Raw genomic sequence first — 22,858 nt, forward strand, 5'->3', positions numbered from 1 at the left:
CCCTCCCTCAGACGGTCCGCAGGGGCTGCGTACGGGGCTGGGTGCGGGCCTGCGCCCGGTTTTGTGCCCGGGGCGGGATCCCGGCCGGCGTCCGGGGCGGCGTGAGGGCCGGGGCAAGGGCCTGCGCACGGGGATCGTCCGGGGCGAACCGGGGATCGACGGTCAGGCCGGTCGCTCCTACGGGTTCGGTCAGCGCGCGCAGCGCGGGTTCGGCGAGCCGTACCCAGGGCTGGCCGTTGCCGAGGGCCGCGGCGAGCCGCTGGGGTGAGGTGAAGGCGACCGCGATGCGGCCACCGAGCGGGGTGCGGAACAGGCGGGCCGTGCAGCCCGCGGGGCCCGACCGGACGGGGACGAACAAAGGTCCGGCCGGGAGCCGATCGGAGGGCTCGGGGTCTTCCGCGTAAAGGTGATGGGACACGGCGTTGCTCCTCGGACTGCGCATCGGCGGCCCCGGACCGGTGGAAAACGCTGACGCCGGGGCTCGGCTCTGCCGACGCTATGCCCGCTGAACGGGGCACCTCCTCGGGCGCTGACGCATCATTGACGGTTTGCGGACGGGACTTGACGCGATGCTGCCGTCGGGTGGCCGGTCGCGGGCGGTTTGCGCCGGTGGCCGCCCGTCCGGGTGCCGCGGTGCACCCGCCCTTGACGTGCGGAAAGAGTGAAAGGGCGACGGGGCGAAGGCGCGACGGGGCGGAAGCGCCGGAAGGTGCTGCTGCGGCTGCGGAGGGCGATGGCGGCGGTCACGGGGACGGCGGTCACGATGACGGCGGTCACGGGGACGGCGGCCGGTGTCGGGCGGGGCGAGGTTCCGGACGACCGAGAGCGAGAACCAGCGCCGCGGGTCCGGGCCACCGACGCCTGACACCCCCGTGGCCCGGCGTCGGCCCGCCCCATCGGCACCTCCGCCTACACCCCCGCCCCCGCTCCTGCCCCCACAGAAGCGGCCCCCGTCTCCGCCGCGGCCGCCCCCGCCTCCCGCTCCGATCCCCGCCGTACGACCGCCAGCACCAGCACCCCGGCCGCCACCGCCACCACCCCGGAGACCGCCGTGATGTGGGCCAGCCCCGACACATACGCGGCCCGGACCGCGGCCGGCGGGGCGCCGGGCGTGACGTCGTGCAGCGCATCGGCGAAGACCGTGCCGAGGACCGCGATCCCGAAGACGAAGCCCAGCTGCCGGAAGGTGTTCACCGCGCCGCTCGCCATGCCCGCCCGCTGCGGCGGCGCCGCGCCGAGCGCCGCCGAGACCAGCACCGGCATGGCCGCGCCGACGCCCAGCCCGCTCACCGCGAGCCCGGGGACCAGCGTGGCCCAGCCCGCGCCGTCACCGAGCAGCACGGCATGCAGCAGCGCGCCCGCACCGACCAGCAACAGGCCGATACCGACCGGGAGTTGTGGCGCCAGCCGCTGGAGCGAACGGCCGCCGAGCGCGCCGACCAGCAGGGACGTCAGCGCCAGCGGCAGCCCCGCCAGCCCCGCCTGTACCGGGCTCAGGCCGAGGACGTCCTGCGCCCACAGCCCCACGAACGTCAGATACGGGAAGGCCGCCGCCTGCATCAGCAGGGCCGCCGCCATCAGCGCGGCGAACGAGGGGCGGCGCAGCAGCCGCAGGTCCAGCAGGGGCCGCGGCGCCCGCCGCTCCACGACGACGAACGCGAGCAGCGCCGCCCCCGCGCCCGCGAGCGAGGCGAGCGTCCCGCCTTCCGTCCAGCCGCGTTCGCCGCCGCGCATCAGCCCGTACGTCAGGGCGCCCGCCGACACCGTGAAGGACGCCGCCCCGGGCCAGTCGATACGCGCCCAGGGGGTCTCCCCGGCCGGGTTCGTCCGGGGTCGCGGGAGGTCGCCGTGCGACTCACGGATATGGCGCACCGTCAGATACACAGCGAGAGCGGTCAGCGGCAGATTGACGAGGAAGATCGCCCGCCAGTTCAGATATTCGGTGAGCAGCCCGCCGAGTACGGGGCCCACCGCGGCCGCCGCGCCGCTCGTACCGCCCCAGACGCCGAACGCCACGCCGCGGTCGCGGCCCTGGTAGGCGGCCATCAGCAGCGGGGTGTTGGTCGCGAACATCGCCGCCGCGCCGATGCCCTGGACGGCGCGGGCCGCGATCAGGACGCCCGCGCCGGGGGCCAGCCCGCACGCGAGCGAGGCGAGCGCGAAGAGGGCCAGCCCGGCCACGTACAGCCGGCGCCGCCCGAAGAGGTCCGCGGCGGAGCCCGCCACCATCAGCAGCGCGGCCAGGGCCAGTGCGTAGATGTCCATCACCCACTGGAGTGAGGCGAAGGAGGCGCCCAGGCCCGTGGATATCCGCGGCAGCGCGGTGTTCACGATGGTCACATCGATCAGCAGCATGAAATTGCCGAGGGTGATGGCAACCAGCGGCCACCACTTGCCGTGTGTGCGGTACGTCCGCCCGTACTGCCCGTGCGCAGCGCTCGCGCCCATGATCGTTCCTTCGTCGGTTCCTGCAAGGGGACCGGCCCACGGTCCGGTGCCCGCCGCCCGAAGTCCCAGCCACCGGGCTCCCGGCGGCGCAATCCGACTCGCGTTAGCCTCGGACGGTGAAAACCGACGCGAAGGCCGGCGGCCCCGCCAACGGGTTCGACGGCCTCGACCGGCAGCTCATCCACGCCCTCCAGCTCGACGGCCGGGCGCCCTTCAGCCGTATCGCCGCCGTGCTCGGCGTCTCCGACCAGACCGTCGCCCGCCGCTACACCCGGCACCGCGGCACCGGCGCGCTGCGCGTGCTGGGACTGGCCGATGCGCGGGCGCTGGGCGAGATCGAATGGCTGGTGCGGGTGCAGTGCGCCCCGGATGCCGCGCTGCCCGTGGCCGAGGCGATGGCCCGCCGGACGGACACCGCCTGGGTGAGCCTGATGTCCGGCGGGACGGAGATCGGCGCGGTGTGCCGCGCGGCGAGCAGCGAGCACGGCGATGCGCTGCTCCTCCAGAAGTTGCCCCGTACGCCCAGCGTCGTCGGCGTCACCGCGCACTGCCTGCTGCACGAGTTCTTCGGCGGCCCGCAGGGCCTGGTCAGCAAGTCGGGCGCGCTGAGCGACGAACAGATCGCCCGGCTGAGCCCGCCGCCACCGGACCCGGCCGCCGCCCCGGTCGCGCTCACCGACGCCGACCGCCGCCTCTTCGACGCCCTCGGCCGCGACGGCCGCACCCCGCTGGCCGAACTGGCCGTTACCACCGGCTGGTCGCCCACCACCGTCCGCCGCCGCCTCGCCGAACTGCGCGCCGACGGCGTCCTGTACTACGACATCGACTACGACCTGCGGCTCTTCGGATACGGCGTGATGGTCGCCCTGTGGCTGTCCGTCGCGCCCGCCGAACTGGACGCCACCGGCAAGGCGTTGGCCGCCCATCCGGAGGTCGCCTTCGCCTGCGCCACCACCGGGCCGAACAACCTCTTCGCGTCCGTGCTGTGCGAGGACGTCGGCGCGCTCTACACCTATCTGACGACGCGCGTCGCGGCGCTGCCCGGCGTACGGACGATGGAGAGCGCGCCGCGGATCCGGCACATCAAGGGCGCGGGACCGGTGATGGCCACCGGGCGGGCGGCGGCGGGGCGACGCCGATGAAACCCGTGCTTCCCGGCAGACCGCTGCGGTGGCCCGCCCACGCCCTGCGCCGGTCGGTGGCCTGGGTGCGGGGCTGGGTGCGCAGCGCCCCCGGCACCCACATCTGGCTGCTGATCATCGGCATCACCAGCCTCGTCGTCGCCTCCGCCTCCGAAGGCCTGGGGCAGTTCCTCCTCCACCGCACCAGCAGCAACATCCACGAGCTGAACGAGCATCCCCTCCCCTCGCTCCTGATCAGCGGCTTCTGGATCGAGCGCCCGGAGTCGTTCCTGCTGTACGTGGTGATGTTCGAGCTGCTGCACGCCAACGTCGAGCGCTGGCTGGGCACCTGGCGCTGGCTGCTGATCGTCGGCGCGGCGCACTGTGCCGCCACGCTCGCCAGCCAGGAACTGGTGCTGCTGGCCATCGAGGGCCATCGGCTGCCGCGTTCGATGACCCATGTCGTGGACATCGGGGTTTCCTACGGGCTGGCCGCCGCCGCCGGCGTGCTGACGTACCGTCTGCGGCCGCCCTGGTGCTACGGATGGCTCATCGGCGTGCTGCTGTTCTTCGGCGTCCCGCTGCTGACCGGGGCGACCTTCACCGACTTCGGGCATGCCGTCTCCCTCGTCCTGGGGCTGGTGGCCTGGCCGCTGACACCGGCGGGGAGGGAGCCGCCGTACGAGCCCGGCGAGCCGGCCGGGGAGGGAGACCGGGCCGGGCCTGCGGACGAGGCCGGGCGCGCGGACGAGGCGGGGCCTGCGGATGACGCCGGGCCTGCGGACGCGGCCCGGCCACCCGGCGCGAGCGGTGCCCCGAAGGACGCTCAGGACAGGTAGAGCCGCTCCAGCACGACCGCGATGCCGTCCTCCTCATTGGAGACGGTGATCTCGTCCGCGACGGCCTTCAGTTCGTCATGGGCGTTGCCCATCGCCACGCCGCGCGCCGCCCAGGCGAACATCGCGATGTCGTTGGGCATATCGCCGAAGGCGACGGTGTCGGCGGCCTTGACGCCCAGCCGGCGGGCGGCCAGCGACAGGCCGGTGGCCTTCGTCAGGCCGAGCGGCAGCAGCTCGACGATGCCGTGGCCGGCGACCATGACGCCCACCAGGTCACCGGCGACCTCGCGGGCGATCCGGGCCAGGGAGTCGTCGTCGAGGGTCGGGTGCTGGATGTAGACCTTGTTGAGCGGGGCGGTCCACAGGTCGGCCGGCTCGTCGATCATGACGTTCGGCAGCGGCCCTTCCTGGACGCGGTAGCCGGGGCCGACCAGCACCTCGCCCTCGAGGCCGTCCCGGCTCGCCGCGAGATACAGCGGGCCGGTCTCCGCCTCGATCTTGGCCAGGGCCAGGCCGGCCAGCTGGCGGTCGAGCGTGACGGAGGTCAGCAGCCGGTGCTCGCCGGCGTGGTAGAGCTGCGCGCCCTGCCCGCACACCGCCAGGCCCCGGTAGTCCAGGGCGTCGAGGATGTGCCGGGTCCAGGGCACCGACCGGCCGGTGACGACGATGTGCGCCGCGCCCGCCGCGGTGGCCGCGTCGAGCGCCGCACGGGTGCGCTCGGAGACGGACTCGTCGTGGCGCAGCAGCGTCCCGTCGAGGTCCGTCGCGATCAGCTTGTAGGGCAGGGCAGCGCTCACCGGTCGACGGGCTCGAGGAGCTCGCGGCCGCCCAGGTAGGGACGGAGCACCTCCGGGACGCGCACCGAGCCGTCCGGCTGCTGGTGGTTCTCGAAGATCGCCACGATGGTGCGCGGGACGGCGCACAGCGTGCCGTTCAGCGTCGCCAGCGGCCGGACCTTCGGCTTGCCCTCGGCGGTCTCGCGCATCCGGACCGACAGCCGCCGCGCCTGGAACTCGTCGCAGTTGGAGGCGGAGGTCAGCTCGCGGTACTTGCCCTGGGTCGGGATCCACGCCTCGCAGTCGAACTTGCGGGAGGCGGAGGCGCCGAGGTCACCGGTGGCGACGTCGATCACCTGGAAGGGCAGCTCCAGGGCGTTCAGCCACTGCTTCTCCCAGTCCAGCAGGCGCTGGTGCTCGGCCCGCGCGTCCTCCGGGGCGACGTAGGAGAACATCTCCACCTTGTCGAACTGGTGGACCCGGAAGATGCCGCGGGTGTCCTTGCCGTACGTGCCGGCCTCGCGGCGGAAGCACGGCGAGAATCCGGCGTAGCGCAGCGGCAGCTTGGCCGCGTCCACGATCTCGTCCATGTGGTACGCGGCGAGCGGGACCTCGGAGGTGCCGACCAGGTAGTAGTCGTCCTTCTCCAGGTGGTAGACGTTCTCGGCGGCCTGGCCGAGGAAGCCCGTGCCCTCCATGGCGCGCGGGCGGACCAGGGCGGGGGTCAGCATCGGCGTGAAGCCGGCGGCGGTGGCCTGGGCGATGGCGGCGTTGACGAGGGCGAGCTCCAGCAGCGCGCCGACGCCCGTCAGGTAGTAGAAGCGCGAGCCGGAGACCTTGGCGCCGCGCTCGACGTCGATCGCACCGAGCAGCTCGCCGATCTCCAGGTGGTCCTTGGGCTCGAAGCCCTCGGCGGCGAAGTCGCGGATGGCACCGTGCGTCTCGAGGACCGTGAAGTCCTCCTCGCCGCCCACGGGCACGTCCGGGTGGACGATGTTGCCCAGCTTGAGCAGCAGCTGCTGGGTCTCTTCCTTGGCCTCGTCCTGCGCGGCGTCGGCGGCCTTGACGGCGGCGGAGAGCTCGCCGGCCTTCTTCAGCAGCACGGCCTTCTCGTCGCCGGAGGCCTTGGGGATGAGCTTGCCGAGCGCCCTCTGTTCGGCACGCAGCTCGTCGAAGCGGAGGCCGGACGACCTGCGCCGCTCGTCGGCGGAGAGAAGCGCGTCGACGAGTGCGACGTCCTCTCCACGGGCGCGCTGGGACGCGCGCACACGGTCGGGGTCCTCACGGAGCAGGCGAAGGTCAATCACCCCACCAGGCTACCGGGGCCGTGCCCGGCCGTTCGACGTGATATTGCCTCGCGTTGCAATTTGTCCGGTTTAGGGCACTTTATTCCGCGAGGGGAATGTGCGCCGCGGGACCTCCCGCAATTCTTCCCCATTGCGTTTGTCCACAGGTGTTGGGGGCCGGATGACCTTTATCCACAGGCTGTGTGTGAGATCTGTGGAAGTCGGAGGTGATCATTCCGCTCCCGGAATGTTCGACTATGGATTCTTCGTCCAAACCCCCTTCTCGCGCTCTTTCGTGTGGGATTGCCTCGCTCTAAAGGATTGATCGCGTGAATTGTGCTGACGCGGCCGGAGTTGGGGCGCCGTGAAGCGATGTGGACCGCTGTGGAACGGCGTGGGATCGGTAGAGGTATTTGTCGACTCTGTCCGAATCGCCATGCGCTTCTTGTCGACTTACCCACAGGTCGAGAACGGGGCCTGTGGATAACTTTGTGGACAGCGGAAGGGGCCGATGGGGCGGGTCGGGAAGTGCGCGCGAAGTGGCCGCGAAGTGGCCGCGAAGTGGGTGGTGAAGTGGCCGCAATGTGGGTGGTGAAGTGGCTGGTGAAGCGGCGGCCCGTGGAATGGTGCCGGTGCCGGTAATGCCGGGCCGGAGGCCGCGCGTCAGCTGCGTCCGTCGAGGCAGCGCGTCAGCCAGTCGGACGCCTCGGTGAACGCCGAGTCCGACATCGTCGGCCGTACGGTCGCCGTCACCTCGTCCGCCCGCGGATACGAGCCGAGGAACCGCACATCGCGGCAGACCCGCTTGAGTCCCATCAGGACCTCGCTGACGCGGCGGTCGGTGACGTGTCCCTCGCAGTCGACCGAGAAGCAGTAGCGGCCGATGCCCTCGCCGGTCGGCCGGGACTCGATCCGCATCATGTTGACGCCGCGGACCGCGTACTCCTGGAGCAGCTCCAGCAGCGCACCCGGGTGGTCCTCGGCCAGCCACAGCACCACCGAGGTCTTGTCCGCGCCGGTGGGTGCGGCCGGCCGGGCCGGCCGGCCGACCAGCACGAAGCGGGTGGCGGCGTTCTGCGCGTCGTGGATGTCGGTGACCAGCGGCTCCAGGCCGTACGTCGTCGCCGCGAACTCGCCCGCGAAGGCGCCGTCGTAACGGCCCTCCTGCACCAGCCGTGCACCATCGGCGTTGGAGGCCGCCGACTCCCATACGGATTCGGGGAGTTGGGACGCGAGCCACTTGCGTACCTGCGGCTGCGCCACCGGGTGCCCGGTGACCGTCTTCACATCGCTCAGCGTCGTGCCCGGACGCACCAGCAGCGCGAAGGCGATCGGCAGCAGCACCTCGCGGTAGATCATCAGGGGCTCGCCGGCGGCCAGCTCGTCCAGGGTGGTGGTCACCCCGCCCTCGACGGAGTTCTCGATCGGCACCAGCGCGGCGGCCGCCTCACCGCCGCGCACCGCGTCCAGGGCGGCCGGCACCGACACCATCGGCACCAGCTCGCGGGTCGCCGCTTCCGGGAGAGTGCGCAAGGCGGCCTCGGTGAACGTGCCCGCGGGCCCGAGGTACGTATAGCGACTGGCCGACATGCAAAGGACTCCTCGCGAAGGTGCGGGGGCGCCCCGCCGATCTCTCCCTGTGCTGCAACGATACCGAGCCCGTCCGGGGCCCGGTGGACCGTTTCCCCGGACCGCCGGGGGCCGCGGGCTCAGCCCTCCAGCAGCGGCCGCCCCACGTAGTCCCCGGCCTCCGCCGCCGGCGGCACCGCGTACAGCCCGCTCGCCTCGTGCCGCAGGAACGCCGAGAGCGCGTCCCCGCGGTCCAGCTTGCGCTGGATCTGGGTGAAGGCGCGCAGCGGATCGGCCTGCCAGCAGATGAAGAGCAGCCCCGCGTCCGGTGCGCCGTCGTCGCGGAACCCGTCGTGGAAGGAGTACGGGCGGCGCAGCATCGCCGCGCCCTGGTTGGACTCCGGCGCCGCGACCCGGGCGTGCGCATTGGCGGGGATCACCGGCAGCCCGTCGGCGCCGTTCGCGTCCAGCCGCATCGGTGTCGTCTCCGAACCGCCGGTCAGCGGCGCACCGTTGGCCTTCCGCCGCCCTATGACCTTTTCCTGTTCGCCCAGTGAACGCTTCTCCCACTCGTCCAGCAGCATCCGGATCCGCCGGACGACGGCGTAGGAGCCGCCGCGCATCCACTCCTGGTCGGCGTCCCGCCCCACGAAGATCCGCTCGTCGAAGTCCTCGTCGGAGGGCTTGGGGTTGTTGGTGCCGTCGACCTGCCCCATGAGGTTGCGGGTGGTCATCGGGTGCGCGGTGGCCCCCGGGGTGCGGTTGAAGCCGTTCATCTGCCAGCGCAGCCGGGCGGCGCCGCCGGCCTCCTTCTGCAGCGCCCGCAGCGCATGGAAGGCGACCAGCGCGTCATCGGAGCCGATCTGGATCCACAGGTCGCCGTTGCTGCGCCGGGGGTCCAGGGCGTCGGCGGAGAAGTCGGGCAGCGGGTCGAGCTGCGTGGGGCGCCGCTTGGTCAGCCCGGTACGGCCGAAGAAGCTGTGGCCGAAGCCGAAGGTGACGGTCAGCGAGGAGGGGCCGGCATCCAGGGCCACCCCGGTGTCGGCGTCCGGCGTCCGCCCGGCCATCAGCTCCTCGGCCGTCCGCGACCAGCGGCGCAGCAGCGCGGCGGCCTCCTTTCGGCCGCCGCCGGGGGCCAGGTCGAAGGCGACGAGATGCCCGTTGGCCTGCAGCGGGGTGGTGATCCCCGCCTGGTGCTTGTCCCGGGAGGGGCGGAAGGCGACCGCGGTCGAGCCGAGGGTGGTGAGCGCGGCAGGGGCGTCGCCCCGGGCGGTGGAGGCCGCGAGGGCGCCGCCCGCCCCGCCGACGACGAGCCCGGCCGCGCCCGCCGCCCCGACGGTGCCGAGGAGGCGCCGCCGGGAGAGCTCGACGGTGGGGGACCCGTCGGCATCTGGGGCGGGGCCGGCGGGTGCCGTCGTGGCCGGCTTGGGGGTCTTGGCGGCCGTGGGGGCCGGGGAGGCCGTGGCCGCCTTGGGGACCCTGGCGCCCTTAGGGGTCTGCTTGCCCGAGGTCTGCTTGCTCATCAGCCGATCTTCACGTTCCTGATCTCGGTCACCTGGTCGATGTCGGAGGTCCGTACGAGCAGCGCCAGCTGCCACCGTCCGGGGACGGGCAGCTGGACGCCGTCCGCGCTCCAGTGGCCCCTGCCGACGTGCCGGGGGACGACCGGAAGCGGCCCCAGCTTCTTGGCCTTCAGAGTGAAGGACACCTTCACCTCGGGGACGTCCCTGGTCTTGCCCGACGGGTCCGAAATGCGCACCCGCAGCGCGTTGCCGCTGCCGCTGCGCCCCGGGTCGAGGTCGAGACGGGCGGTGCCCTTGCCGTACCGGCCACCGGTGTCGAAGGGGATGGTCAGCACCTGCGGCCGGTTGGCCGCGCCGGACTGCCCGGCGGCGGCGCCGGCCTTGACCGCCTCCGCCGTACGGGCCGGTTCGGTGGCGGTCAGCACGGTGGTCACCGCGAGCAGCACGACGGCCACCGACACCTCGGCCAGCACGGACCGCCGCAGCCCGAGCCGATCCGGGTCGGCGTCCCGGATGCGCTTGGTGCGGGCGGCGCGCAAGGCGACCTGCTGACGGGCCAGTTGGGCGGCGCGGGTGGGGTCGGGGTCTGGGGCGGCGTCAGGGTCGGTTTCGGGCTCCGGGGCGGTTACGGCTTCGGGCTCCGTTTCGGCTTCCGGCCGGCCCTCGGGTCCGGCTCCGGGTTCCTCGCCGGGCCCGGCGGTCTCCCCCAGCCGCGCCGTCCACCGCCGCGACATCCACGCGATCCCGACGAGCACCACCACCAGCCCCGCCTTGAGCAGCAGCAGCCGCCCGTACGAGGTGTCGGTCAGCGCCCGCCAGGTGCCGACCTGCCGCCAGGACTGGTAGATCCCGGTGGCCACCAGGACCAGCACGGAGCCGAACGCGATCCGCGAGAAGCGGCGTACCGCGGACCGCTCGACGGTCGGGCCCCAGTACAGGGACACGACCAGGGCCGCCAGCCCGCCGAGCCAGGCGGCGACGGCGAGCAGATGCAGCACGTCGACCGGCATCGCGACGGAGCTCTGCAGTCCGGTCGAGGCGTGCTCGGCCATCGCCCAGGTGGCGGCGAGCCCGGCGGCGACGATCACCCCGCCGATGCCGAGCCCCAGCGCGAGGTCCTTGCGCCGCTTGGCGTCCTCGACGCCGTCCCCGGACTCCTCGGCCGCGCTGGACTCTCCTGCCTCTCCTGCCTCCCCGGCCTCCTCCGTTCCGCCCGCCTCCTGCGCCCGCGCATACGCCCCGAACAGCACCGCGATGAACAGCGCCGCGGCCGCCAGCAACAGCAGCCGGGAGACCAGCGCCGCGCCCGGCTTCGTCAGCAGGACCTGCTGGAGGCCGCCGAGATCGAAGACGTCGGAGAGCTCGCCGGACCCGGTGTACGGGGTGCGCAGCAGCAGCATCGCGACGGTGGTGCCGGTCAGCACGGCCCAGCCGTGGACGACCAGCCGCTGTACGGACCGCACGAGCGCGGCGGCCGGGCGGCAGGCGACGACGAAGGCCGCGCCGCCTGCCATCAGCACGAATCCGGCGTAGGCCAGATAGCGGGCGATGCCGTAGAGCGCGCCCACCAGGCCGCCGCCGGCCTCCTGTTGGGGAAGGGCGGCGGAGGTCTTGGAGGGCGCGCCGACGGAGAAGGTGAAGGCGCCCGAGACCGGGTGGCTGTCGGCGGAGACCGCCTGCCAGGCGACGGTGTACGTACCGTCGGCGAGCCCCGGCGGCAGCCCCGCCCCGTACTTGACGACGCTGCCGCTGCACAGATTGCGCAGCTTGCCGCGGTCCACCCGCTTGCCCTTCGGGTCGAGCACACGGATGGAGTCGTCGCCCATCGCCACGCCCTCGGAGAAGGTGAGCGAGACCTGTTCGGGGGCCTGCTCCACCACCGACCCCTGCGCGGGGTCGCTGCCGGTCAGCGCGGCATGCGCGGCGGCCGGCGCGGCGCCGCCGAGCAGCGCGCCGAACAGCGCCGCCACGACGACCAGCAGGCGCAGCGCGGCGCTCGGTCGCGGCGCGGAACCGGTGATGGCCACAGCCATGGTGATCGCTCCCTGTCCCTTGACTCCTGTGACTCCTGTGCTGCCCGGACGCCCGCTACTTCTTCGGTACGTAGTCGGCGGCCTTGACCGGGACATCCACCTTGATCGTGTCGGAGGTGGCGAAGTGCAGCTCGACGGTGACCTTGTCGCCCTCGACGGGCTTGTTCTTCAGGCCCATGAACATCAGATGGCTGCCGCCGCGGCCGAGCCTGAGCTCACCGTTCGCGGGCACGTCCAGGGACTTGACCTGCTCCATCTTGTTGCCGACCGTCTTGTGGATCGAGATGTCCTTGGACAGGTCGCTGGTGACCGAGGTCAGCTTGTCCGCGGTGCCACCGGTGTTCTTGACGACGAAGAACGCACCGGCCATGTCCTGGGTGACCGGCTGCGGCATGTACGGGTCGGCGACCGCGAGCTTCGGGGCGCCGTCCCCGGTGCCGCAGCCCGACAGCGCGAGGCCGGCGGTGAGGGCGAGGGCGGCGGCGAGCGATATGCGCAGGCGGGCGCGGGTGGTGCGGCGGTTCACGGGTTCTGCCCCTTGATGATCTTCGGAAGTGCCTTGGTGTAGTTGTCGGAGGTCGCCTCCTGCATGCCCATCCAGTGGACCTTGTCGTCCTTGGGGGAGCTGAGGAGCACCTGCGCGCCGTGCGTGGAGACGACGTCGCCGTTCTTCTTCTTGACCGGCTTCTCGATGCCGATGTTCACGCTGCGCGCGCCGGCCTGGATGGTGTCGAACTTCCCGGTCAGGCCGATGAAGTTCTTGTTGATGCCGCCGAGCCACTTCTTGAGGGCGGCCGGGGTGTCGCGCTCCGGGTCGGAGGTCACGAACACGACCCGCAGGTCGTCCTGCTCGGCCTTCGGCAACTCCTTCACCGCGACGGCCAGGTTGGCCATCGTCAGCGGGCACACGTCCGGGCAGTTGGTGTAGCCGAAATAGATCAGGGTCGGATGGCCCTTGGTCTTCTCCAGCAGGTCGTACTTCTTGCCCGCGGAGTCGGTCAGGACGAGGTCCGGCTTCTCCATCGGGCTGTCGAGCGTGACGATCGGCTTGGAGGTGGCGCCGGAGACATCGGCGGTGGGCTTGCCGTCGTCGTTGTCGCAGGCGGCCAGGGAGAGGGCCGCGGCCGCCGCGAGGGCGGACGCGAGCAGAGTCCTTCTACGCATGGGTCCTTCTGTACATGGTCGGGGGCCGGGCCGGCGGGGGTCGGCCGCCGGCCCGGTCGGTGATCAGGCGTTGCGGCGGCGGCCGGCGAACAGGCCGAGGCCGATCCCGGCGATGCCGACGACGATGCCGACGACGGCCAGGACGCGCGCCGTGGTGTCGCTGTCGGGCACGTCCTTGTCGGCGGCGGCCGTGGTGGTGCCGTCCTGGGCGCCGTTCTTGGCGTCCGCGCCGCCGTGGCCGTCCTCGGTCGCCGCGGTGAGCTTGAGCACCGGCGCGGGGTTCTCCGGCTCCGGGGCGCCGTCCTTGGTGGGCTCGATCCAGCGCACGACCTTCTTGTCGTCGTACGTCTGCAGGGCCTTGAAGACGAGTTGGTCGGCGTCCTTGGGAAGCTGCCCGACGGAGACCGGGAACTGCTGGAAGCGGCCGGGCTCGACGCCCTTGCCGTCCGCGGTCCAGGTGATCTTGGTGGGCGCCTCGGTGATCTTCTCGCCCTCCATCTCGATCGGCTTGGGCAGCTTGGCCTTCGTGACCTCGACCTTCCAGCCGGGCACCGACTCCGGCATCGCGGACGCCAGCGGGTGATCGGTGGGCAGGGTGACCTCGAGCTTCACCGTCGAGGAGTCGTCGCGCTCATTGGGCACCTTGAAGTTGACGGTCGCGAAACCGCCCTTCGCGGCAGCGCCCATCGGCTGCACGGAGACATGCGCGAACGCCGGGCCGGCGAGCAGCAGCACGCCGCCCGCGGCGATGCCGCCCACGACAGACAGCCGGCGGGCGAGCCGGCGGGCGGGGCGGGGCGCGGTGGCGGACGCGGCGGCGTGGTGCGACATCTTCGGCATCTGCTGCATCTTCGGCATCACAGAAACACTCCACAGAAAGGAGAACGCACAGGTACGTGCGGTTTACGGGCATACGGGTGCTGGCCGGCTGACTTGCGCGCATGCGGTGACGGCGCGAGAGCCCGTACCCTCCCCCACGCCTCAAGGGCAGGGAAGGGGGCCCCACGTGGGGGCGTGCTTCGCGTACGTCAGGCCGCGAGGGCAAGGGAGGCCGGGGCAGGCGGCCCCCGCCTGACGACACTGTGGTGGAGCGCGAGGTCCCGCGGACCGGGTTTGTCATCCCCGTACGAAACGGGGGCGCGCAGCGCCTCATCATGCGCCGCGCCGAGCCCCGAGAGCCGGGCGCGCACGAGGGTGAGCGCCGAGCGCAGAGCGCCGACCAGCGCCTGCGCCGCGACCTCGCGCGCCGCTGGGGCCGACAGCCGCACCAGCCGCCACAGAGCCGCCTCACCGCGCCGCAGCAGCCACCCGGCGGCGAGCGCCGCGAGCAGATGCCCCAACAGCATGGGCAGCGAGGGCAGCAGGCAGTGCGCCATCGCCGGGCCGGCGGCCGCACCGTCAACGATCTGATGCCCGGCGGCACCGGCGGAGTCCGCCATACCGGCCGCTCCGCCACCGGAGCCGGCGGGCGCGACAACCCCACCCGCCACGGCCGTGTCGAAGCCACCCGATCCCAGGATCCGCCGCGCCGCGGCGACGGCCGGCCGGCCACCGCCCAGCCCACAGCTGACGTGCTGCGCGAGGGTCACCGCGGCCTGGTCCGACAGCTCCCGCAGACCGCCGGACCTGCCGGCCGCCGCGGGCACCGCCATCGGATGCTGCCCCGTCGCGAAGAGCGCGTGCAGCGCGAGCTGGCCCACGGCCAGTCCGGCCGCGATCCCCGGCAGCGAGCGTTCCCGCCCGGCCAGGGGGGCCGCGACGGCGAACACCGCGGCGCAGGCGACGCCCAGCGTCCACAACGGAACGGCGGCGAATGACGCGATCATGTGCCCGGCCGCGGACAGCGCGACACAGACCGCGGTGAAGACCGCGGCCCTCAGCAACCGCAGATCGGCGGCTGCGCGCGCTGTGGGGGCGTGCGGGGCAGACATGGCGGCGACATCATCCCACTGTCCGCGCCGGCCGCCCACGGCAGGGCGCCGCTCAGCAACGCGTTCGGGGGGCGGCAACGGCGCCCGACGGGGCGCGCGGGAGCGCGCGGGGGTCGGTACGCCTCCACCCATGCGCTCGCTCCCCGCCTCCGCCGAATGAGCGGCGTCACGTCCGGGGCAGGCTTACGGACCATGCGGTGCGGCAATAGGTATCGGTATGTCTAGCGGTGGCCAGGAGGCTGGAGCATGAGCATCTGGTGGTCCCTCCAACTGCGACGCGAGGCTGCGAGCGTGCCGCTCGCCCGCCGTCTGCTGCTGGGCACGATGGAGACGGCCGGCGTCGACCCGGACATCTGCTACGACCTCTCCGTAGCCCTCTCCGAGGCCTGCGCCAACGCCGTCGAACACGGCGGGGACGCCGCCACCGGCGACTACCGCGTCACGGCCTTCATCGACGGCGACACCTGCCGCATCGAGGTCACAGACTCCGGCCCCGGCTTCCGCCGCTCGCCCCTCCCGGCCCCTCCGCACACCCCGGCGGACCGCAAGCCCGAGCCCGAGCCCGCCCCCGTGCCCACCCCCACACAGGCTCCCGCGGACGCCGAGGACGGCCGGGGGCTCTTTCTGATCGAGGCCCTCACCGACCACGTCCGCTACCGCAACCGCACCGGCAGACGCGGCGCCGTGGTCAGCTTCGACAAGATCCTCAAGTGGCGGGAGGGCGCGGCGCTTCCTATGGCGTCGTGACGGGCCGGGTGTGGGGAACTGGGAGCTGGGCTCTGACCTGCTGAAACCATCTGATGGGATGTTTCTCCGGGGTCTCGGCTGCCGTTCACCGGCTGGCTTTAGGACGGTCAGGGCACAGGCAGGGCACGTGGCGGAGGCTCATGACCCACCGCACAGGCCCTGGTCGCCGAGCCTGACCGCGATGCCGTCGAGCACGCAGTCGAGCCCCGTCTCGAAGTGCCAGGCCGCGTCGTCCTTGCGCGCCGCCCCGAGGGCATAGCGCCGGTAGGTCGGATATCGGCCGGTCTCCATCAGATAAGTCATCTGGGGCGCGAGTGCGCGGCGCGTCTCGTCGCCGCTGGCCCAGTCGTTGTCCTCCATGTACTGGCGCAGCGCCACCTCGGACTGCGTCGCGCCGTGCACATAGGCGTTGACCGCGCGGAACGCGGCCATCACCGAGTCGGTGTCCATGCCGTGGCCGTCGAGCGCGGCCAGTTGGCGTTCCGCGGCCGCCATCCGGTTTGGCGTCAGCACGAAGTGCGGCGTGGGAAGTTGGGCCAGCCAAGGATGCCGCAGCATCATGGCGCGGTTGCCCAGCGCGTAGGCGCGCAAAACGTCGCGCCAGCCGGTCACCTCGTCGGGGACGGCGAGTTCGGTCATGATCTGGTCGACCATCAGCGCCCACAGGTCATCCTTGCCCGAGACGTGGCGGTACGCGGCCATCGGGGCGACGCCCAGCTCGCTGGCGAGGCGGCGCATGGTGACGGCGGCGAAGCCCTCGGCGTCGGCGACCTGCACGGCCACGGCGGCGAGCTTCTGCGGCGTCAGTGCGGCGCGGGGCGCGGTGGCGGGGCGCTCCAGGCGCTCCCACAGCACGGAGGAATCTGCACTCCTGCTCTTCTTCTGTGGTGCCACTCGTGGGCTCCTCTCCTGCCGGTCGTCGTGTACAGCGTATCTCCAGTAGACGTCGTACACAGTGATGTGTACGGTGTACGCATCCGGAACGTTGTACACATTGGGGGGATTCCCGTGAGCAAGCACCCGCAGCAGATCCGCATCGCGGTCGTCGTCGGCAGCACCCGAGAGGGCCGCTTCGCGCCCGTCGTCACCCAGTGGATCAAGGGCCACATCGAGCAGCGCGACGACATGAGCGTCGACGTCGTCGACCTGGGCGAGATCCCGTTGCCCACCGTCTTCCCGGCCTTCGGCCAACCGCCCGCGCCCGGCACCGGGGAGGCCCTCGCCGCGGTCTCACCGCGCCTGGCGGCGGCCGATGCGTTCGTGTTCGTCACGCCGGAGTACAACCACAGCTTCCCGGCGTCCCTGAAAAACGCCATCGACTGGCACAACGAGCAGTGGCACGCCAAGCCGATCGGCTTCGTTTCCTACGGCGGCATCTCGGGCGGCCTGCGCGCTGTCGAGCAACTCCGCCTGGTCATGGCCGAGTTGCACGCGACCACCATCCGCAACACGGTGAGTCTGCACAATGCCTGGGGCTTGTTCGACGAGGAGCACGCGATGAAGGACGCGCAGTGCGACGCCGCGGCCAAGGCGATGCTGGACCAGCTCGACTGGTGGGCCCAGGCACTGCGTGACGCCAGGACCATCCGTCCGTACGCCGGCTGACACAACGCCAAGGCTCTCGGGGAAGATATGAATCAGCGTACGGAAGAAGCCGTGCTCAGGGCCGCAGAGCCCGGCACCGGCCAGCCCTCGGACCCGGCGCCGCCGTCGCGTCTCGCCATCCTGGGACTGCTGCTCGGCATTATCCTGGCGACACTCGACGGCACGATTGTCGGCACCGCCCTGCCGACAATCGTTGGCGACCTGGGCGGCATCAGCCACCTCTCCTGGGTGGTGACGGCCTATCTGCTTACGACTGCCGTCTCCACCCCGATCTGGGGCAAGCTCGGTGACCTGTACGGCCGCAAGGGCAGCTACCTGGCCTCGATCGCGGTCTTCCTCATCGGTTCCGTGCTCTGCGGGCTCGCCCAGGACATGGGGCAGTTGATCGCATTCCGTGCGTTCCAGGGGCTTGGCGCGGGCGGCCTCTTCGTGGGCGCGCTCTCCCTGATCGGGACGCTCCTCCCGCCTGCGCAGGCGGGGCGCGCCCAGTCGATGATCGGTGTGATGCTGCCGATCGCCATGATCGGCGGCCCGCTGCTCGGCGGCTTCCTCACCGACCAGCTGGACTGGCGCTGGGTCTTCTATGTCAACGTGCCCGTCGGCGTCGCCGCACTACTGATCGTCGGGCTCGGCATCCGGCTGCGCGCCGCACGTACCACCACGGCCCGCATCGACTACATAGGCGCCGCACTCCTTACTACGAGCATTCTGGCGCTCACCCTGATCGGGACTTGGGGCGGCACGACGTACAACTGGGTCTCTCCACAGATCGCGGGGCTCGCCGCACTCTCGGTGGTCGCCCTTGGCTGGTTCGTCCGGGTGGAGCGGCGGGTGCCCGAACCCATCATCCCGCCGCGGCTGTTCCGCGACCGCAACTTCACACTCGCCCAGGTGCTGAGCTTCCTTGTGGGCGCGGCGATGCTGGCGGCAGCGAGCTATCTGCCGCAGTACATGCAGTTCGTACGGGGCATGTCGTCGACGGAGAGTGGGCTGCTGCTGCTCCCGCTGATGCTCGGCATGATGGGCGCGCAGCTGTTCATCGGGCGGACGGTCGGCAACGGTGGCGGGTACCGCGCGTACCTCATCACGGGCGGTGCGGTCGCCTCGGCGGGCGCCCTGGCCCTGCTCATGGTCGGCGCGGACACCGCCACGGCCGTGGCCTCCGCGTTGACGCTCGTCCTCGGCGTAGGTCTTGGCTGCCTGACGCAACCCTCGATGCTCATCACCATGAACAGCGCGGATCCCCGCGACATGGGCGCGGCCAGCGGCACCACCACGCTCCTGCGCACCATCGGCGGCTCGCTCGGCGTCGCCGTGCTCGGCTCCGTCTACGCCAGCCGCATGGCCGCCACCCTCACGGACCGGCTCGGCCGAGACAGGGAGCGCTTCCCCGGCGGCCACGAAGTGACCCCCGCGGTGCTGCGCGGGCTGCCCGAGCCGATGCGGGACGCCTTCCGCGCCGGGGTTACCGGCGGACTGCACGGCGTCATGATCGGCACGGCCGTGCTATGCGCCGTCACCTTCGCGGCCGCCTGGCTGATCCGCGAGGTGCCGCTGCGGACTGCCCCGGAGGCGGCGGACTAGCTAGGGCCCGGGTGGTGGGTCATGAGCGGAGCCGGAGTCGGATTGCTGCGGTTGTGACGGTGCCGTGGGGGACGTAGGCCGGCTTGTCATAGGGAGTGGCCGCGGCCCGGTCCACGACTTTTTGGTTCTCACATGGCGCGAGGAGCGCGGCGCTGCCGATGGCGTGGTGATCGATCAGAGAAGGAGAACCGGGCTCTGACCGGCTGAAACCAGCTGTGTTGGGATGGGTGAAGGGTGGCCTGAGCCACCCTTCACCGGCCGGTTCGTTCGGGGCCTCGTCCCCCGCCCGTTGAAGATCACCATCGAGACCAAGGCCCTGACCGGTGAGACCGTGACCACCGTGTACGAACGCGGCCTCGCCCGCCTCATCCACCACGAAATCGACCACCTCGACGGGCAGCTGTACACGACCCGGATGCGGACCGCGGTACAGCCGATCCCTGTAGAGGAGTACCGGCAGACTGGTCGGGCCTGGGCGTACGAGTAGGCCATTGGCGGCTGTTCCGCGAACGGAAGCACTGTCACGGATGGGGCTGGGTCTACTGCGTTGCGTCACACGTTTCGCAACGGCTGATCCCAGCAAGGCCGATATTGCCCCCGGTCGGCCGTAGCGGGTTGGAAGCTGACAGCCGCCGCCAGGCGCCTGGAGCGGGATCGGTCACCCAGCCGAACCTCGGGGCCTGAATGACGCTGTCGCTCAGGTGGGCACACCCAGGTAGGTGCGCCTTGCCCTCGTCATGAATGATGATCGCGCCGTTCGGCCAGCCCGCCCACTTCGGCTCGCCCTCGCCAGACCGGTAGCCGGCACGTCGTACACGACCGTCAGGTGTGCAATCGGCGCAGTTGTGCAGTTCATGGCGTTCGCAGTACAGCAAGGCCACCCCCGGTCCGAGCGTCCAGCTTAGGGGCTAAGTCCTCGCCCCGTTACGTGATGTCGTCGATCAGCCTGCGGATGCGCTGCTCGATCTCGTCGCGGATGGGGCGGACGGCGTCGACTCCCTGTCCGGCGGGGTCGACCAGCTGCCAGTCGAGGTAGCGCTTGCCGGGGAAGATGGGGCAGGTGTCCCCGCAGCCCATCGTGATCACGACGTCGGATGCCTGGACGGCTTCCGTGGTGAGCACCTTGGGCACTTCGGCAGAGATGTCGATGCCGACCTCGGACATCGCTTGCACGACGGCGGGGTTGACGGTGTCGGTGGGGGCGGAGCCAGCCGAGCGCACCTCTACGTGGTCGCCCGCGAGATGGGTGAGGAAGGCCGCGGCCATCTGGGAGCGGCCGGCGTTGTGGACGCAGACGAAGAGGACGGACGGCAGGGAGGCGGTGTCAGGCATGGGTGGACTCCTCCTGCGGTAGGGCGAGGGGTGAGGTGTAGAAGCGTCGGGCCCAAAGGGCGACGTAGACCAGGCCGATGAGGACCGGCACCTCGATGAGGGGGCCGACGACGCCGGCGAGGGCCTGCCCGGAGGATGCTCCGAAGGTGGCGATGGCGACCGCGATGGCCAGCTCGAAGTTGTTGCCCGCGGCGGTGAACGCGAGCGTTGTGGCACGCGGGTAGTCCAGGCCGACCGCGCGCCCGAGGGCCATGGACCCGGCCCACAGGACGGCGAAGTAGGCCAGCAGCGGCAGGGCGATGCGGGCGACATCCAGGGGGCGGGAGGTGATGGCGTCGCCTTGCAGGGCGAAGAGGACGACGATCGTGAACAGCAGCCCGTAGAGGGCGAACGGGCCGATCTTCGGCAGGAGTGTGGACTCGTACCAGGTGCGGCCCTTGGCGCGTTCGCCGAGGCGGCGGGTGAGGCAGCCGGCGGCGAGGGGGATGCCGAGGAAGATCAGGACGCTGCGGGCGATCTCCCACACGGAGACGTTGAGACCGGCCTGTTGCAGGCCGAGCCAGCCGGGGAGAACGGACAGGTAGAACCAGCCGAGGGCCGAGAAGGCGATCACTTGGAAGACCGAGTTCAGGGCGACCAGGACGGCAGCGGCTTCGCGGTCGCCGCACGCCAGGTCGTTCCAGATGATCACCATGGCGATACAGCGGGCCAGGCCCACGATGATCAATCCGGTGCGGTACTCGGGCAGGTCCGGCAGGAAAAGCCAGGCCAGCGCGAACATGACGGCCGGGCCGACGATCCAGTTCAGCAGCAGGGACGGCAGGAGCAGGCGGAGGTCGCGGGTGACGGTGTCGAGCCGGTCGTAGCGGACCTTGGCGAGGACCGGGTACATCATCACCAGCAGGCCGAGCGCGATCGGCAGCGAGACGCCGGTGACGGTGACCTTGGCGAGCGCGTCCCCAAGGCCCGGCACCAAGCGGCCCAGGCCCAGCCCGACCACCATCGAGGCCACGATCCACACGGCGAGGAAGCGGTCGAGGAACGACAGGCGGCCGGCCACCCCAGACTCGGGTGCGGGGGCGCTCACGAGCAGCCCCTTGCGGCCTCGGTAGGAACGGGCAACGGCTCGCCCGCAGGGCGGGTGAGGATGCCGGCGAGACGGTCGGTCATCTCTGGCAGCAGCCAGTAGTAGACCCACGTGCCGCGCCGCTCGCAGTCGATCAGGCCGGCCTGCCGCAGCAGTTTGAGGTGGTGGGAGATCGTCGGCTGGGAGAGGTCGAAGGCGGAGGTCAGGTCGCAGACGCAGACCTCGCCGCCGACCCGGGAGGCGATCATCGACAGCAGCCGCAGCCGCACGGGGTCGCCCAGCGCCTTGAACACCTTCGCCAGATCCACGGCCTGCCCCTCGTCAAGGGGGGCCGTCAGCAGCCCCGGGCAGCAGGCATCGGCCGTGCCGTCCTGGCCGAGCACCTCAAGCTCTTGATTCGACATATGTCTATGTTGACGTTCTTCGATTCAGAGCGCAATCTTGCATCGACAGACTTCAATGCAAACCGTTCGGAGGCATGCCATGTCCCGTGCCCAGCTCGCCCTGCGCGTCAGCGACCTGGAAGCGTCGATCACCTTCTACGCGAAGCTGTTCGGCACCGAACCCGCCAAGCGCCGCGAGGGCTACGCCAACTTCGCCATCGCCGAGCCGCCCCTGAAGCTCGTCCTGATCCAGGGCGAGCCGGGGCAGGAGACCGGCCTCGACCACCTCGGCGTGGAGGTCGACTCCACCGAGCAGGTGATCGCCGCAGCCAACCGTCTCAAGGGCGCCGGCCTGGCCACCTTCGAGGAGAACGACACCTCCTGCTGCTACGCACTCCAGGACAAGGTCTGGGTTCACGGGCCCGGCAAGGAGCCGTGGGAGGTCTACGTCGTCAAGGCCGACGCCGACACCCTTGGCAAGAGCGCCACCCCGAACGCGGACGTGGTCAGCGACGGCTGCTGCGCGGGCGCCGCCGAATAGTTGCCCCTTCGCGTGCCCGTGCCGTTCGCAGACGTGCCCCCACGGGCACACCCAGGGCACAACACACCGAAAAACCCTGCGGACCAGTGAGAACTACCGAGCGTAGTTTTCCCTGGTCCACACGGTTTTCGCAGCAAAGTCGCAGGTCAGCCGCCATCCCCCGCCATTCGATCCTCAAGTGGCGGGAAGGCGCGGCGCTTCCCATGGCGTCGTGATCAGCGCCCGTCCGCCGGGCGGTTCGGCCGAACGCACCTCGCTCACGCCTGTGGCGACGCACACAGCTCCTCGATCCGCTCCGCGAGACGGGCGACACGGGCCCGAGAGCCGTCGCGGTCGCCGACGAGTCCGGTGATCGCCTCGTCCACCTGCCCGCGGTCGTAGCCCCGCCGCACCAGCTCGAAAGCGAAGGGCGGATCCCCCGCACGTTGACCGAGCCGGTCGGTAGCGGCCGTGCCCACACGCTCGGCTCGGGCACGGGCCTCGGCAATGGTGGCTACGGCCCGGCGCCGGACATCCGCGGCCTGACCGGCGTCCCCTCCCCCGTCCATCGACGCGAGCTGAAGCTCCTCGATGAGCGTTTCCAGTGCGGCGATGCCGTCCAGCGCGGTGTCACGGTCTGCGACGAGCCTGGTGATGGCCTCGTCCACCTGCCCGCGGTCGTAGCCCCGCCGCACCAGCTCGAAGCCGAAGGGCGAATTCTTGCCCTGCGGAACTTCGGCGGGACGGATCGTGCGCTCACGCTCGGATCCGGAATCGCCGTGCGGACCCGTGCGGCCTGTGCGTGGCCAGCGGCGACGATGTCCTCGGCCGGGCAGCGGCTCCTCAGTCATCCGTCCCCCTGATGTCCCCTGTCGAGCGTGCACGGGTCTGCTGCCCACACCGTATCCGC

23 protein-coding genes are annotated in these 22,858 nt (G+C 71.5%); 7 read left to right on the top strand and 16 right to left on the bottom strand.

Annotated elements, in window-relative coordinates:
* Positions 1–7: 7 nt before the first annotated feature.
* Both ACIRPT_RS12785 and ACIRPT_RS12790 read right to left on the bottom strand, forming a co-directional pair.
* Positions 8–418: an SAV_915 family protein gene (locus ACIRPT_RS12785; protein WP_403826087.1), complete on the bottom strand. Its 411-nt coding sequence runs from the start codon at positions 416–418 to the stop codon at positions 8–10.
* Between the two features lie 491 nt (positions 419–909).
* The gene (locus tag ACIRPT_RS12790; RefSeq protein ID WP_403826090.1) at positions 910–2,448 is read right to left on the bottom strand and encodes an MFS transporter; all 1,539 of its coding nucleotides are present in this window, start codon (positions 2,446–2,448) and stop codon (positions 910–912) included.
* Between the two features lie 116 nt (positions 2,449–2,564).
* Here ACIRPT_RS12790 and ACIRPT_RS12795 point away from each other — a divergent pair, with 116 nt between their 5' ends.
* Positions 2,565–3,590 (top strand): Lrp/AsnC family transcriptional regulator, encoded by a 1,026-nt coding sequence (locus ACIRPT_RS12795; RefSeq protein ID WP_403499598.1) that lies wholly within the window; start codon positions 2,565–2,567, stop codon positions 3,588–3,590.
* On the top strand, positions 3,587–4,408 hold the full coding sequence (locus ACIRPT_RS12800; RefSeq protein ID WP_403826095.1) for a rhomboid-like protein: 822 nt from the start codon (positions 3,587–3,589) through the stop codon (positions 4,406–4,408). The genes ACIRPT_RS12795 and ACIRPT_RS12800 overlap by 4 nt, the downstream gene beginning before the upstream one ends.
* On the opposite strand, the gene ACIRPT_RS12805 is transcribed toward ACIRPT_RS12800, so the two are convergent.
* The 9 genes from ACIRPT_RS12805 to ACIRPT_RS12845 all read right to left on the bottom strand — a co-directional run bounded on the left by ACIRPT_RS12805 (position 4,396) and on the right by ACIRPT_RS12845 (position 14,690).
* Positions 4,396–5,205, bottom strand: coding sequence for an HAD family hydrolase (locus tag ACIRPT_RS12805; RefSeq protein ID WP_403826098.1), 810 nt, complete (start codon positions 5,203–5,205; stop codon positions 4,396–4,398). The two genes, ACIRPT_RS12800 and ACIRPT_RS12805, sit on opposite strands and share 13 nt — an antisense overlap.
* Complete coding sequence (serS, locus tag ACIRPT_RS12810) at positions 5,202–6,491, bottom strand: serine--tRNA ligase (RefSeq protein ID WP_403499590.1); 1,290 nt, start codon at positions 6,489–6,491, stop codon at positions 5,202–5,204. The genes ACIRPT_RS12805 and serS overlap by 4 nt, the downstream gene beginning before the upstream one ends.
* 642 nt (positions 6,492–7,133) lie before the next feature.
* A complete protein-coding gene (gene pheA, locus ACIRPT_RS12815) occupies positions 7,134–8,060 on the bottom strand; it encodes a prephenate dehydratase (protein WP_403499587.1) in 927 nt (308 codons plus the stop codon).
* A 119-nt stretch (positions 8,061–8,179) separates the two neighbouring features.
* Positions 8,180–9,562 carry an iron uptake transporter deferrochelatase/peroxidase subunit gene (gene efeB, locus ACIRPT_RS12820; RefSeq protein WP_403826103.1) on the bottom strand — a complete coding sequence of 461 codons (1,383 nt, stop codon included), beginning with the start codon at positions 9,560–9,562 and terminating at the stop codon, positions 8,180–8,182.
* Complete coding sequence (locus ACIRPT_RS12825) at positions 9,562–11,595, bottom strand: copper resistance protein CopC (protein WP_403826106.1); 2,034 nt, start codon at positions 11,593–11,595, stop codon at positions 9,562–9,564. Before ACIRPT_RS12825 ends, efeB begins: the two co-directional genes overlap by 1 nt.
* 55 nt (positions 11,596–11,650) lie before the next feature.
* Complete coding sequence (locus tag ACIRPT_RS12830; protein ID WP_403826109.1) at positions 11,651–12,121, bottom strand: copper chaperone PCu(A)C; 471 nt, start codon at positions 12,119–12,121, stop codon at positions 11,651–11,653.
* Positions 12,118–12,759 (bottom strand): SCO family protein, encoded by a 642-nt coding sequence (locus tag ACIRPT_RS12835; RefSeq protein ID WP_403826112.1) that lies wholly within the window; start codon positions 12,757–12,759, stop codon positions 12,118–12,120. Before ACIRPT_RS12835 ends, ACIRPT_RS12830 begins: the two co-directional genes overlap by 4 nt.
* Before the next feature lie 63 nt (positions 12,760–12,822).
* The gene (locus ACIRPT_RS12840) at positions 12,823–13,590 is read right to left on the bottom strand and encodes a YcnI family protein (protein WP_403827063.1); all 768 of its coding nucleotides are present in this window, start codon (positions 13,588–13,590) and stop codon (positions 12,823–12,825) included.
* 197 nt (positions 13,591–13,787) lie between these two features.
* Positions 13,788–14,690 (bottom strand): hypothetical protein, encoded by a 903-nt coding sequence (locus tag ACIRPT_RS12845; protein WP_403826115.1) that lies wholly within the window; start codon positions 14,688–14,690, stop codon positions 13,788–13,790.
* Between the two features lie 246 nt (positions 14,691–14,936).
* On the opposite strand from ACIRPT_RS12845, the gene ACIRPT_RS12850 reads away from it, so the two are divergent.
* A complete protein-coding gene (locus tag ACIRPT_RS12850; protein ID WP_403499572.1) occupies positions 14,937–15,437 on the top strand; it encodes an ATP-binding protein in 501 nt (166 codons plus the stop codon).
* A 138-nt stretch (positions 15,438–15,575) separates the two neighbouring features.
* On the opposite strand, the gene ACIRPT_RS12855 is transcribed toward ACIRPT_RS12850, so the two are convergent.
* Positions 15,576–16,331, bottom strand: coding sequence for a TetR/AcrR family transcriptional regulator (locus ACIRPT_RS12855; RefSeq protein ID WP_403826118.1), 756 nt, complete (start codon positions 16,329–16,331; stop codon positions 15,576–15,578).
* A gap of 114 nt (positions 16,332–16,445) precedes the next feature.
* On the opposite strand from ACIRPT_RS12855, the gene ACIRPT_RS12860 reads away from it, so the two are divergent.
* From ACIRPT_RS12860 to ACIRPT_RS12870, 3 genes are all read left to right on the top strand, one after another.
* Positions 16,446–17,042 (top strand): NADPH-dependent FMN reductase, encoded by a 597-nt coding sequence (locus ACIRPT_RS12860; protein ID WP_403826121.1) that lies wholly within the window; start codon positions 16,446–16,448, stop codon positions 17,040–17,042.
* Between the two features lie 51 nt (positions 17,043–17,093).
* A complete protein-coding gene (locus ACIRPT_RS12865) occupies positions 17,094–18,626 on the top strand; it encodes an MDR family MFS transporter (RefSeq protein ID WP_403826124.1) in 1,533 nt (510 codons plus the stop codon).
* 223 nt (positions 18,627–18,849) lie between these two features.
* On the top strand, positions 18,850–19,113 hold the full coding sequence (locus ACIRPT_RS12870; protein ID WP_403826127.1) for a peptide deformylase: 264 nt from the start codon (positions 18,850–18,852) through the stop codon (positions 19,111–19,113).
* Positions 19,114–19,550: 437 nt separating this feature from the next.
* Here the strand turns inward: ACIRPT_RS12870 and ACIRPT_RS12875 are convergent, their stop codons facing one another.
* The 3 genes from ACIRPT_RS12875 to ACIRPT_RS12885 are packed head-to-tail and all read right to left on the bottom strand — an operon-like array spanning position 19,551 to position 21,449.
* Positions 19,551–19,958 (bottom strand): arsenate reductase ArsC, encoded by a 408-nt coding sequence (locus tag ACIRPT_RS12875; protein WP_403826130.1) that lies wholly within the window; start codon positions 19,956–19,958, stop codon positions 19,551–19,553.
* A complete protein-coding gene (gene arsB / locus ACIRPT_RS12880; protein WP_403826133.1) occupies positions 19,951–21,045 on the bottom strand; it encodes an ACR3 family arsenite efflux transporter in 1,095 nt (364 codons plus the stop codon). The genes ACIRPT_RS12875 and arsB overlap by 8 nt, the downstream gene beginning before the upstream one ends.
* Positions 21,042–21,449, bottom strand: a complete 408-nt coding sequence (locus ACIRPT_RS12885; protein WP_403826136.1) for an ArsR/SmtB family transcription factor — start codon at positions 21,447–21,449, stop codon at positions 21,042–21,044. The genes arsB and ACIRPT_RS12885 overlap by 4 nt, the downstream gene beginning before the upstream one ends.
* 79 nt (positions 21,450–21,528) lie before the next feature.
* On the opposite strand from ACIRPT_RS12885, the gene ACIRPT_RS12890 reads away from it, so the two are divergent.
* Entirely contained in the window at positions 21,529–21,969 is a 441-nt protein-coding gene (locus ACIRPT_RS12890) for an ArsI/CadI family heavy metal resistance metalloenzyme (protein WP_403826139.1), read from the top strand.
* A gap of 257 nt (positions 21,970–22,226) precedes the next feature.
* Here ACIRPT_RS12890 and ACIRPT_RS12895 read toward each other — a convergent pair whose 3' ends face one another.
* Positions 22,227–22,799 (bottom strand): hypothetical protein, encoded by a 573-nt coding sequence (locus tag ACIRPT_RS12895; protein ID WP_403827104.1) that lies wholly within the window; start codon positions 22,797–22,799, stop codon positions 22,227–22,229.
* Positions 22,800–22,858: the final 59 nt, after the last annotated feature.

Origin of the sequence: Streptomyces sp. NPDC101227 (genome assembly GCF_044767545.1) — a bacterium.
In the GTDB taxonomy this organism is placed as follows: domain Bacteria; phylum Actinomycetota; class Actinomycetes; order Streptomycetales; family Streptomycetaceae; genus Streptomyces.

What these genes read in the sequence shown, in the direction of transcription:
- ACIRPT_RS12825 (WP_403826106.1), bottom strand. Translation starts at nt 11,595, where the DNA reads ATGGCTGTGGCCATCACCGGTTCCGCGCCGCGACCGAGCGCCGCGCTG.
- ACIRPT_RS12875 (WP_403826130.1), bottom strand. Translation starts at nt 19,958, where the DNA reads ATGCCTGACACCGCCTCCCTGCCGTCCGTCCTCTTCGTCTGCGTCCAC.
- ACIRPT_RS12850 (WP_403499572.1), top strand. Translation starts at nt 14,937, where the DNA reads ATGAGCATCTGGTGGTCCCTCCAACTGCGACGCGAGGCTGCGAGCGTG.
- efeB (WP_403826103.1), bottom strand. Translation starts at nt 9,562, where the DNA reads ATGAGCAAGCAGACCTCGGGCAAGCAGACCCCTAAGGGCGCCAGGGTC.
- ACIRPT_RS12885 (WP_403826136.1), bottom strand. Translation starts at nt 21,449, where the DNA reads ATGTCGAATCAAGAGCTTGAGGTGCTCGGCCAGGACGGCACGGCCGAT.
- ACIRPT_RS12890 (WP_403826139.1), top strand. Translation starts at nt 21,529, where the DNA reads ATGTCCCGTGCCCAGCTCGCCCTGCGCGTCAGCGACCTGGAAGCGTCG.
- ACIRPT_RS12895 (WP_403827104.1), bottom strand. Translation starts at nt 22,799, where the DNA reads ATGACTGAGGAGCCGCTGCCCGGCCGAGGACATCGTCGCCGCTGGCCA.
- ACIRPT_RS12835 (WP_403826112.1), bottom strand. Translation starts at nt 12,759, where the DNA reads ATGCGTAGAAGGACTCTGCTCGCGTCCGCCCTCGCGGCGGCCGCGGCC.
- ACIRPT_RS12790 (WP_403826090.1), bottom strand. Translation starts at nt 2,448, where the DNA reads ATGGGCGCGAGCGCTGCGCACGGGCAGTACGGGCGGACGTACCGCACA.
- ACIRPT_RS12870 (WP_403826127.1), top strand. Translation starts at nt 18,850, where the DNA reads ATGGGTGAAGGGTGGCCTGAGCCACCCTTCACCGGCCGGTTCGTTCGG.
- pheA (WP_403499587.1), bottom strand. Translation starts at nt 8,060, where the DNA reads ATGTCGGCCAGTCGCTATACGTACCTCGGGCCCGCGGGCACGTTCACC.
- ACIRPT_RS12845 (WP_403826115.1), bottom strand. Translation starts at nt 14,690, where the DNA reads ATGTCTGCCCCGCACGCCCCCACAGCGCGCGCAGCCGCCGATCTGCGG.
- ACIRPT_RS12840 (WP_403827063.1), bottom strand. Translation starts at nt 13,590, where the DNA reads ATGTCGCACCACGCCGCCGCGTCCGCCACCGCGCCCCGCCCCGCCCGC.
- ACIRPT_RS12800 (WP_403826095.1), top strand. Translation starts at nt 3,587, where the DNA reads ATGAAACCCGTGCTTCCCGGCAGACCGCTGCGGTGGCCCGCCCACGCC.